General features: G+C 67.4%; 8 protein-coding genes and 3 pseudogenes. 2 read left to right on the top strand and 9 right to left on the bottom strand.

Going from position 1 to position 10619, the window contains the following annotated elements; translation table 11 throughout:
- The 8 genes and pseudogenes from J5F18_RS11140 to J5F18_RS11105 form a co-directional block, all read right to left on the bottom strand.
- Positions 1-1029, bottom strand: a pseudogene (locus J5F18_RS11140) (ATPase); the annotation flags it as partial.
- Between the two features lie 30 nt (positions 1030-1059).
- Positions 1060-1704, bottom strand: coding sequence for a tRNA-(ms[2]io[6]A)-hydroxylase (locus tag J5F18_RS11135; protein ID WP_346302217.1), 645 nt, complete (start codon positions 1702-1704; stop codon positions 1060-1062).
- A 345-nt stretch (positions 1705-2049) separates the two neighbouring features.
- Positions 2050-2190: pseudogene (locus J5F18_RS11130) on the bottom strand (DUF1289 domain-containing protein); the annotation flags it as partial.
- A gap of 595 nt (positions 2191-2785) precedes the next feature.
- Positions 2786-3502 (bottom strand): nucleotidyl transferase AbiEii/AbiGii toxin family protein, encoded by a 717-nt coding sequence (locus tag J5F18_RS11125; protein ID WP_346298708.1) that lies wholly within the window; start codon positions 3500-3502, stop codon positions 2786-2788.
- On the bottom strand, positions 3499-3705 hold the full coding sequence (locus tag J5F18_RS11120; RefSeq protein ID WP_346298707.1) for a hypothetical protein: 207 nt from the start codon (positions 3703-3705) through the stop codon (positions 3499-3501). Before J5F18_RS11120 ends, J5F18_RS11125 begins: the two co-directional genes overlap by 4 nt.
- Before the next feature lie 134 nt (positions 3706-3839).
- Complete coding sequence (mmsB, locus tag J5F18_RS11115) at positions 3840-4736, bottom strand: 3-hydroxyisobutyrate dehydrogenase (RefSeq protein ID WP_346298706.1); 897 nt, start codon at positions 4734-4736, stop codon at positions 3840-3842.
- Positions 4737-4761: 25 nt separating this feature from the next.
- Positions 4762-5916, bottom strand: coding sequence for an enoyl-CoA hydratase/isomerase family protein (locus tag J5F18_RS11110; protein WP_346298705.1), 1155 nt, complete (start codon positions 5914-5916; stop codon positions 4762-4764).
- A 15-nt stretch (positions 5917-5931) separates the two neighbouring features.
- Positions 5932-7072: pseudogene (locus J5F18_RS11105) on the bottom strand (acyl-CoA dehydrogenase family protein).
- Between the two features lie 302 nt (positions 7073-7374).
- Here J5F18_RS11105 and J5F18_RS11100 point away from each other — a divergent pair.
- A complete protein-coding gene (locus J5F18_RS11100; protein ID WP_346298704.1) occupies positions 7375-7827 on the top strand; it encodes a MerR family DNA-binding transcriptional regulator in 453 nt (150 codons plus the stop codon).
- Positions 7828-8005: 178 nt separating this feature from the next.
- Complete coding sequence (locus J5F18_RS11095) at positions 8006-9721, top strand: AMP-binding protein (protein ID WP_346298703.1); 1716 nt, start codon at positions 8006-8008, stop codon at positions 9719-9721.
- Positions 9722-9921: 200 nt separating this feature from the next.
- On the opposite strand, the gene J5F18_RS11090 is transcribed toward J5F18_RS11095, so the two are convergent.
- Positions 9922-10500 (bottom strand): hypoxanthine-guanine phosphoribosyltransferase, encoded by a 579-nt coding sequence (locus J5F18_RS11090; RefSeq protein ID WP_346298702.1) that lies wholly within the window; start codon positions 10498-10500, stop codon positions 9922-9924.
- Between the last annotated feature and the right edge of the window lie 119 nt (positions 10501-10619).

Here is a 10619-nt window from a genome sequence, read left to right as displayed (position 1 = left end):
GGGGCCGTGGGTGCCGAAGCAGGCCAGGCCCAGGCCGCCGGTGGCGCCGGGCAGCCAGAAGCCGCCCAGGTGGTGACACTGCTCCTCCAGCCAGCGCAGCAGCTTGCACTGCAGCATCAGGCAGGCGCGGCTGCCCGGGCGGCTGGAGAGGTCGCCCTTGAGGCGCAGGCGGATGGCCATTACCGAGAGCTGGCGCTGCTCGATCTCCTCCTCGCGCAGCGGCGCGCTGTCCGGCGCCAGGGTCCGGGCGAAGCCCAGGCCACCGGCCGCGACGGCGTCGGCGTGGGAGTCGGACCAGTAGCGGGCCAGCTGCATGAAGGCCGGGTCGGGCGGCTGGCCGGAAAGCGCCAGCAGCTGCAGGTAGGCGTTGTACTGCTCGTGGGCGGCGGCCAGCTGGCCCTGCTCGGCGAGCTGGCGCACCAGCGTCTCGTGGAAGGGACCGTAGCCCGAGAAGCGGTTGACCAGATCCACCAGCAGGCGGTCGGGCACGTGCTCGTGGTGCTCGAGCACCGCCTCGGCGAAGCGGATCACCCGCTGGCGCCAGTCGTTGCGCACCTGCACCAGCCAGCGCTGGAAGTCGCCGCAGTTGGTGAGCTGCAGATCCTCGGCGAGATCGCCCTGGTAGTGCTCGAGCAGCGCGGCCAGGGTCGGCAGGTCGCGTTCGCCGTCGAGCAGGCGCTGCACCTCGTGGAGGTCGAACTGCCAGGTTGGCGGCAGGCGGAAGGCGATGGTCTGGCGCGAGACGACGAGCACTTCGTTGGCATGTTCGCCCAGGGACTGGCGCAGGCAGTGCAGGGCGTGGCGCAGGTTGGTGCGCCCGGAGGAGAGGCCCTGGTCAGGCCACAGCAGCTCGGCCAGGGTCGCGCGGCTCACCGGCTGGCTGTGCAGCAGCAGGTAGACCAGCAGCGCCTTGACCTTGTCGTAGCTGAACTGGGTCAGCGCATCCTCGCCGAGGGTCAGCGAGAAGTGGCCGAAGAGGGCCAGCCGATCCGGCTGCGGGGTGTCGGCGACGTCGGTTGCATCTCGCATGTGTCGGTCCTGCGTGTCCTGGGGCCGGTCTTATGCCGGCACGCCACTGTGAAAACGGAACGCCGTGTCGGGCGTCTGCACCAGCTCGGCTTCGCGATCGGCGAAGAAGGCGATACGGGACTCGATGGGCGATGCGGCCAGGTGGCGGGCCAGCATCAGGTAGTCCTCGTAATGGCGCCCTTCCGACTTAACCAGACTGCGATAGAACTTGGCAAGTTCGGGGTCCAGGTGCGGAATCAGCCGAGCGAAGCGCTCGCAGCTGCGCGCCTCGATGAAGGCACCGATGATCAGCACGTCCACCAGCCGTGCGGGCTCCTCGGGGCGAACGTGACGGCGCAGCCCCTCGGCGTAGCGCGAGGCGCTGATATGCCGATAGGCGATGCCGCGCTCCTCCATCAGCTTGACCACCTGCTCGAAGTGAAGCAGCTCCTCGCGGGCCAGCTGGCTCATCTTGGTCAGCAGCAGCGGCTGGTCCACGTAGCGGTAGAGCAGGCTCATCGCCGTGGAGGCGGCCTTCTTCTCGCACTGGGCGTGGTCGATCAGCAAGAGCTCGGGGTTCTCCAGCGCCCAGGCCACCCAGGCATCGGGGGTACGGCAGCGCAGGAAGGCCAGCAGCTCGGCGGAGAGCAGGTCGTCGGCGCTGGCGCTGACGGGCTCGGGCAGGGTCACGGACATCACGGGGTCTCGGGCAGGTCGATCGGGCACGGGAGAAGGGCCGTCGGCGGGCGAGGCTTCCAGGCGGGTACACCGGGCCTCGGCGGCGGCGGCGAGCTCGGCGGCCAGGCGGGCGTGGAGCGCGGCGGCGCCGAGGCCCTGCCCCGCCGCCGTCGGCGCCAGGCCGTAGCGGGTCAGGTCACCGATGCGCTCGCGCCCGATGCGCAGCAGCTCCACCGCCCGGGAGAGCCCCGGCTGCTCGGGCCGGAAGCGGATGCGGTGGCGCCGGAGCTGGGCCTCCAGGGCCGCGGCGTCTACCAGGCGCAGGTAGCGGCCGGCCACGGCCTCGCGCAGGGCATCGAGCTCGGCGATCCGCGCGGCCCGTGCCTCGCCGCTCATGCCGAACCAGTCGTGAATCTCTCCGTCGGCGCGCTGACAGCCGCGGCAGGTGCGGTCGCCCAGGGTGGTGGAACAGAGCCCCACGCAGGGGGAGGCGATCGCGCCCATAGCCTTCTCCTCCTTGATTTCAACGCTCATGTTAACGCGAGTTGAACGTTAACAGACCGCCCCGGCTAGCCCTTGGTGGTAGAGGCGGTCTGAGCCAGCACCCGGCGGATCTGATGGGCCCCTCGAGCAGCTCTCGCCGCATGGGGCGCCGAGGGGGAGTCGCAGCGGACGAAGGCGAGGACATGCACACTCTGGACGGCAGACTAAAGGGGGCATGGTACCACCGGAGCCCGACCAACGGCTGCAAGGCCCGGCCCTATTGGTGGGAAGCCGGGGAATGGGGAGTTTGCTAAGGCCGGTGGTCATCCTATGGAAGGCCGCGGTCCGGCGTTCCGGGTCCCCCGGGCGAATGGAGGCCGAAGGCCTCCCGGCGGCAGGCGCAAACGCCAGCAACACCGCCGGGGCGCCTGCGGCGCCATTCGCGCGGCAAAGCCGCCCTCCCACAAGACCAATCCTGCGGCAAAGCCGCCCTCCCACAAGACCAATCCTGCGGCAAAGCCGCCCTCCCACCAGGCCAATCCTGCGGCAAAGCCGCCCTCCCACCAGGCCAATCCTGCGGCAAAGCCGCTCTCCTCCAGGCTGGCTCCAAAGTCCTTCAGGCCCGGGCAAGCTCCTGTCGCCAGGCAGGTGCCACCACGGTCATGAGCTCAACCGCCAGGTCAGGGGAGATATGGAGGGACTCCACGGCATGTACCAGGTGAGCCTGGTAGCGCGACACAAGGTCCCTGAGCGCACTATCCAGAGCGGTGGCGATGGTGCGCTCCCCATATTCCTCGCATGCCATATCCCAGGCCTCCCCGGGGATACTGCCCCATTCGCGACGCATCATGCACAGGTCCAGAATGTCCTTGATATGGTTGTGAAACCTGTCGGCGTTGGCGGTCAGCTTGGTGGCAAAGCAGCTTTCTCTACTGATACAGGGGACGGGAAAGAGGTCCTGTCGGCTGTCAGGTTGCAAGCGCTCATTGGCAAAGTTGAGGATTTCGAGCTTGATCGGACGCTCGGCCCCTTCAAGAAAGGTCCGGATGGCGTCGCGGTCGGTGCGTATCTCGCGGTTACCCCAAGGCACCAGCCGATGGCCCTCACGCAGCAGGGGGCCGAGGCTGGAATTGGTAACCGCCATGCGGGCGGCACGATAGGCGGCCTTACCTACGCAGAACAGATCGATATCGACCGATTCGCGGAATTCATCCAGCTCAAGCGCAATGCGCGTGCCGCCGCCAAACAGGATATTGTTATCCCGAAGGAATACAGGATCGAAATGCGAAAGAACGACTTCGATCGCCTGATGATGGGGGCGCCTATAGGTCATGCAGTGAGCATCTGCCCATAGGTCCGAATCAACTCGGCGATCAAGGCTCGCTCGTTGCTTTCCAGCTGATGCGGCACCACGAATCGCCAGCGCTCCTCATAGAGCCGAAACGCCGTTCTGGGCTCGATATACTGCTCTGCACGATCCCAAAGGATAGCATCGAGTTGAGGGTAGTCGTGTCGGTTGATCAACCGAGTGTTCATCATGACACCTGATAATGATCGAATGCGGGCCCGCACTACCCTTCAAGATAACGTTCTTCGACGGAGAGCGTCAAAGCACCATGGGAGACAGGCCAGGCCTGCCCCCATGGCGGCCCGGCCTGTCTCCTGTCCCGCTACTCCCCCGCGCGGTAGAGGGTCTGGATGCTGGAGAAGTCCAGCCCGCCGTTGCCCTGGGCGGCGTGCAGGGCGAAGAGGTTGCGGGCCTGGGAGCCCATGGGCACCGTGGACTTCGAGCCCAGGGCCAGCTCCCAGGCGAGGCCGAGGTCCTTGGCCATCAGGTCGGTGAGGAAGCCGCCCTGGTAGTCGCGGGAGGCGGCGGAGCCCTCCATCACGCCGGGCCAGGGGTTGTAGACGTTGAGCGCCCAGTTGCCGCCGCTGCTCTGCTTCATGATCTCGGAGAGCACCGCCGGGTCCATGCCGTTCTTGACCCCCAGCGCCAGGGCCTCGGCGGTGCCGCTCATCAGGATGCCGAGCAGCATGTTGTTGCAGATCTTGGCCACCTGCCCCGCCCCGCTGTCGCCGGCGTGGAAGATGTTCTTGCCCATGGCCTCGAGCACCGGCTTCGCCCGGGTAAAGCCCTCCTCGGCCCCGCCGACGATAAAGGTCAGGGTGCCGGCCTTGGCGCCGCCGACGCCGCCGGAGACCGGGGCGTCCAGATAGCTCAGGCCGCGTTCGGCGGCGGCGGCGGCCACCGTGCGGGCGTCCTCCGGGGAGATGGTGGAGGCGTCGATCACCAGCGGCTGGCCGTCGAGGGCATCGAAGAGCCCCGGGGCGCCGTCGCGGCCCAGGTAGAGCCCCTTGACGTGGGCGCCGGCGGGCAGCATGGAGATGATCACCTCGGCACCGCGGGCGGCGGCCTCGGCGCTCTCGCCGCGGCTGGCGCCCTCGCCCTCCAGAGCCTGCATGGCGCTCTCCACCAGATCGAAGACGGTGACGCGATGGCCGGCCTTGACCAGGTTGCTGGCCATGGGGGCGCCCATGTTGCCGAGGCCGATAAAGGCGATATTCATGGTTAACTCCTTGTCATTGTTGTCACTATCCGACGCGATGGCCGAGGCCGAGATCGCGCAGCGGATGGGATTCGCTGCTCCAGGGTGAGACGAACAGCGCCTGGACTGCCTCCTCGGGGACGCTCTCCACGTCCGGGTGGCTCCAGCGGGGGGCCTTGTCCTTGTCGATCAGCAGCGCCCGCACCCCCTCGACGAAGTCGCCCTGGCGGCAGCACTGCACCGAGAGCACCAGCTCGTCGCGGAAGGCGTCGGCCAGGCTGGTGTGGGCGTGGCGCTCGAGCATCCGCCATACCAGCTGGGCGGTGAGCGGGCAGCCGCTCGCCAGGCGCGCCCGGTTGGCGGCCAGCCAGTCGTCGTCGCGGGGATCGGCCAGGATGCGCCGGACCGCGGTGGCGGCGTCCACGGTGCCGACCAGCGCCTGCAGGTGGTCCAGGCGCGGCATCACCTGCCCGGCCGGGGCGGCATCGCGCGCCTCGTATTGATCCAGCACCCGCTGCACGGCACCGCGCAGGGCGGCGCGGCTGCGGTCGCCGTAGTCGGCCTCCTCCAGGGCGCCGAGCAGCGCCTCGCGCCGCTCGCGGGGCACGAAGCGGTCGGCGAGCCCCAGGTCCAGGGCATCGCGGGCGTTGAGCGAGGCGCCGGTCAGGCCCAGGTAGGCGCCCACCCCCGGCGGCATGCGGTTGAGGAACCAGCTGGCGCCGATGTCCGGGTAGAGGCCGATGGTGATCTCCGGCATGGCGATGCGGGTGGTCTCGGTCACCAGGCGCTGGAAGCCGCCGGCCAGCAGGCCGAGGCCCCCGCCCATCACGATGCCGTCGCCCCACACCATCAGCGGCTTGGGATAGGTGTGGATGCGATGGTCGAGGTGATACTCGGCGCTGAAGTAGGTCTCAGCCAGCAGACTGTCGCGGCCGGCCCCGCGGTTCTCGCCCTCCTCGGTCAGCGAGCGGTAGAGGGCCACCACGTCGCCGCCGGCGCAGAAGGCCTTGTCGCCGCTGCCCTCCAGCCACACCGCGACGATGCTGCGATCCACCGCCCAGGCGTCGAGCTTGGCATCGAGCTGGCGGATCATCTCCAGGGAGAGGGCATTGAGGGACTTGGGTGCGTTGAGGGTCGCCACGCCGATGCGCCCGCCGTCCCGGGTGGGCAGCTCATCGAAGCGAACGGAAAGGTCCGACATCACTTGCTCTCCTTATTATTGCAGTGACTCGATCACGCCGTCGGCCAGCAGCCGCCGGGCCACGATCAGGCGCATGATCTCGTTGGTGCCCTCGAGGATCTGGTGGACACGGGTATCGCGCACCATGCGCTCCAGGGGAAACTCCTTGAGGTAACCGTACCCCCCATGGATCTGCAATGCCTCGTTGCAGACGTGGAAGCCCATGTCGGTGGCGACGCGCTTGGCCATGGCGCAGTGGGCGGTGGCCTCGGGGTCCTGCTGGTCCAGGCGCCAGGCGGCGTGGCGAACCATCAGGCGCGCGGCCATCAGCTCGCTGGCCATGTCGGCCAGCTTGAACTGGAGCGCCTGGAACTGGGCGAGTTCGCGGCCGAACTGCTTGCGTTCGCCCATGTAGTTGCGGGCCAGGGTCAGGGCGTGCTGGGCGGCGCCCAGCGAGCAGCTGGCGATATTGAGCCGGCTTGAAGCCCTCCCCCTCCTCGCCCAGGCGGTTGCCGACCGGCACCCGCACGCCGTCGAAGCTGATCAGGCGGGTCGGCTGGCTCTTCCAGCCCATCTTCTCCTCGTTCTTGCCGTACTCGATGCCGGCGGCGTCGGCCGGTACCAGGATGGCCGAGACCCCACCGGCGCCGCTGTCCGCCTCGCCGGTGCGGGCCATCACCACCAGCACATCGTTGGCACCTGCGCCGGAGATGAACATCTTCGACCCGCTGATCACGTACTCATCGCCGTCGCGCACGGCCTTGGTGCGCAAACTGGCGGCATCGGAGCCGGCACCGGGCTCGGTCAGGCAATAGCAGCCCAGGCACTCGCCGCTGACCAGGCGATCCACCCAGGTGGCGCGCAGCGCCTCGCTGCCCCAGCTGGCCACCATCCAGGTCACCATGTTGTGGATGGTAAGATAGGCGGTCGTGGAGATGCAGCCCTGGGAAAGCTGCTCGAAGATCAGCGAGGCCTCCAGCCGCGAAAGCCCCAGCCCCCCGCGCTCCTCGGGGACATAGATACCCAGGAAACCGGCCTCGCCGGCGCGACGGATCACATCGACCGGAAAATGGGAGCTGGCGTCCCACTCGGCGGCATGGTCGGCCAGTTCGGCCCGGGAGAAGTCGGCGGCGGCCTGGACCAGCGCCTTCTGGTCGTCGGTCAAGGAAAAGTCCATGGCGGTATCCTCTTGGCGGTCTCGCTACGTTGTTGTTGGTCAGGAATCACTGATGTTGGTCAGGAATCACGGTTGTCGGTCAGGAATCAAGTGTTTGGACATGCCATCGGGTGTTGGCAGGGTGGCTGGGCCGCGACGCTCGACGGCATCCTGGCGCCCAACCTAGCACTTGCTAGGTTTATCCCACATCAGCCCATGGTTGAACAAGCACTTTACGTTAACGTAAACCTCGGCTAGTGTTGCCATCAGGCGGGCGGCCCGTGCCCCGCCCCGCCCCGCCCGACAATAAAAGGAAGACGCCCATGACTCAGCGCACATCGAACGCCGCGGCCGAGCAAAGCGGTGGCCTGCCACGCCAGCGCCGCACCTTTACCATCGGCGAACTGGCCAAGATGTTCGAGGTGACGCCGCGCACCATCCGCTTCTACGAGCAGGAGGGGCTGCTGGCTCCCCAGCGCCGCGGCCAGACGCGGATCTATCACGAGAAGGATCGGGTGCGCCTCAAGCTGACCCTGCGCGGCAAGCGCCTGGGCTTCTCGCTGGCGGAGATCCGCGAGGTGGTGATGATGTATGACGCCATGCCCGACGGGAATGCGCGTCAGCTGCAGCGTCTTCTCGAGATCCTGGCCGAGAAGCGGGCCAACCTGGAGCGCCAGCTGGAGGACATTCGCCTGATGCACAAGGAGCTCGATGACGTGGAGAGCCGCGCCCGCGAGGTGCTCTCGAGCCTGGGCGCCGAACCGCCCAGCCACTGAGACGCTCCTCGAGGGGCGGCCGCTGGCCGCCTTCCGTCACCGCTCCTGGTCGGCCGGGTCTGACACCAGCTTCCTGTCATGACTCTTGGTAACAACATTCGGTAGCAACAGTTCGGTAACAACACTCGGTAACACCTCTCTGCAACAACTCTCCGCAACAACGAAGAGACGCCCAACCATGACACGCGAGCACAATCCCATCAGCTACGTCAGCGGCATCAGCGACACCCCCCTCAAGGGCCAGACCATCGGCGACTGCTTCGACGAGACCGTGGCCCGCTTCCCGGATCGCGATGCCCTGCTCAGCCTCCATCAGGGGCTGCGCTACACCTGGAAGGAGCTGCAGGCCGCCGTCGACCAGGCCGCCCGGGCCCTGCTGGCCCTCGGCGTCAGGAAGGGGGACCGGGTCGGCATCTGGTCGCCCAACTGCGCCGAGTGGACCATCACCCAGTTCGCCACGGCGAAGATCGGCGCCGTGCTGGTCAACATCAACCCGAGCTACCGCACCCACGAGCTGGAGTACGCCCTCAAGCAGTCCGGCGCCTCCACGCTGATCCTGCAGGGCAAGTTCAAGACCTCAGACTATGTGGCGACCCTGGCGGAGCTGGTCCCGGAGCTCAATGAAGAGCTCGCCCCCGAGCTGCGTGACGGCGGTCCCGGCACCTTCCAGAGTGCCAAGCTGCCCGAGCTGAAGCGGGTCATCTGCCTCGACGCCGAGCGCGCCCTGACCGGCATGTTCAGCTGGCAGTCGATGCTGGCCCACGCCGAGGAGGTCTCCGCCGAGCACCTGGCCGAAGTGCAGGCGACCCTGCAGTTCGACGACCCGATCAACATCCAGTACACCTCCGGCACCACCGGGGCGCCCAAGGGGGCGACCCTGTCGCACCACAATATCCTCAACAACGGCTTCTTCGTGGCACGCACCATGGCGCTCACCGAGGAGGACCGCATGGTGATCCCGGTGCCCCTCTACCACTGCTTCGGCATGGTGATGGGCAACCTGGGCTGCGTGACCCACGGCGCCACCATGATCTACCCGGGCGACGGCTTCGACCCAGAGGCGACCCTGCGCGCGGTCTCCGAGGAGCGCGCCACCACCCTCTACGGTGTCCCCACCATGTTCATCGCCGAGCTGGAGCACCCGGAGTTCGAGCGCTTCGACCTCTCCTCGCTGCGCACCGGCATCATGGCCGGCTCCATCTGCCCCATCGAGGTGATGCGCAAGGTGATCGAGCGCATGCACATGAAGGACGTCACCATCTGCTACGGCATGACCGAGACCAGCCCGGTGAGCTTCCAGACCCAGACCGACGCCCCCCTGGAGAAGCGCGTCACCACCGTCGGCACCATCCATCCCCACCTGGAGGTGAAGCTGGTGAGCCCCGAGACCGGCGCCGTGGTGCCCCGGGGCGAGACCGGCGAGCTGTGCACCCGCGGCTACAGCGTGATGCTGGGCTACTGGAGCAACGAGGAGGCCACCGCCAAGGCCATCGACAGCGCCGGCTGGATGCATACCGGCGACCTCGCCACCATGGACGACGAGGGCTATGTGGCCATCGTCGGGCGCATCAAGGACATGATCATCCGCGGCGGCGAGAACATCTATCCGCGCGAGATCGAGGACTTCCTCTACACCCACCCCGCCATTTCCGACGTGCAGGTGATCGGCGTGCCCGACGAGAAGTACGGCGAGGAGGTGATGGCCTGGGTCAAGCTCGCCGACGGGCAGGCGTTGACCGCCGACGAGCTCAAGGCGTTCTGCAAGGGCAAGATCGCCCACTACAAGGTGCCGCGCTACGTGAAGTTCGTCGACGAGTTCCCGATGACCGTCACCGGCAAGATCCAGAAGTTCAAGATGCGCGAGGAAGCCACCCACGAGCTGGGGCTGGCGTAAGGGCAGCTTGTGATGGGTTGATACAAGTGGGAGGCCGGCTCTGCCGGGCGAATGGAGGCCGAAGGACTCCCTGGCAGCAGTCACCAGGCGGCAGCAACTCCATCGGGGCGCCTGCGGCGCCATTCGCGCGGCAGAGCCGCCCTCCCACAAGGCAGTTTCACGCCAGTCTGCGAGGAGCCTTTTTCAATAGCGCTCGGCGCTTACATCCCCTTCGGCGCGAAGATCCCAGGGGCATTGCGCCAGTAACCCTTGTAGTCCATGCCGAAGCCGAACACATAGCGGTCGGCCACTTCCAGGCTGCAGTAGTCGGCCTTGAGGCCGGGTACGGCCTTGCGGTCATGCTCCTTGTCCACCAGCACCGCGGTGGAGATGCTGGCCGCACCGGCCTCGCGGCAGTAGGCGAGGATGGCGGCCAGGGTCGCGCCCTCGTCGAGGATATCGTCGACGATCACCACGTGGCGATTCGCCATGGGCACCTCCGGGGAGACACGCCAGAACAGCTCGCCGCCGTGGGTCTTGCCGCGGTAGCGGGTGGCGTGGAGGTAGTCGACCTCCAGCGGGAAGCCGAGCCGGGTCAGCAGGTGACCGGTGGTGATCAGGCCACCGTTCATCACGCAGTAGAAGACCGGCAGCTTGTCGCCCAGATCACGGGTAATCTCGTCGGCCATGCGGTCCAGGGCGCGTTCCACTTCCGCCTGGGAGATCAGGCAGTCGGCGTTATCCATCACCTCGCGCATGTCGGCGAGGGACTGGTGGAAGTCGGCATCGAGTTTGGGCATCGAAGAAGGCTCGCTGTCGAAGGGTAGAGTGAGAGTGAGAGTGAGAGTGGGAGGTCCCGGGCGCTCAGGCCAGCGCCTCGAGGCGGGCGTGGACCCGCCGCCAGCGGGAGAGCGCGGCG

It is taken from the genome of Halomonas sp. BM-2019 (assembly GCF_017584085.1).
Note: the sequence above shows the minus strand (reverse complement) of the source record. Positions and strands in the feature narration are given on the sequence as shown.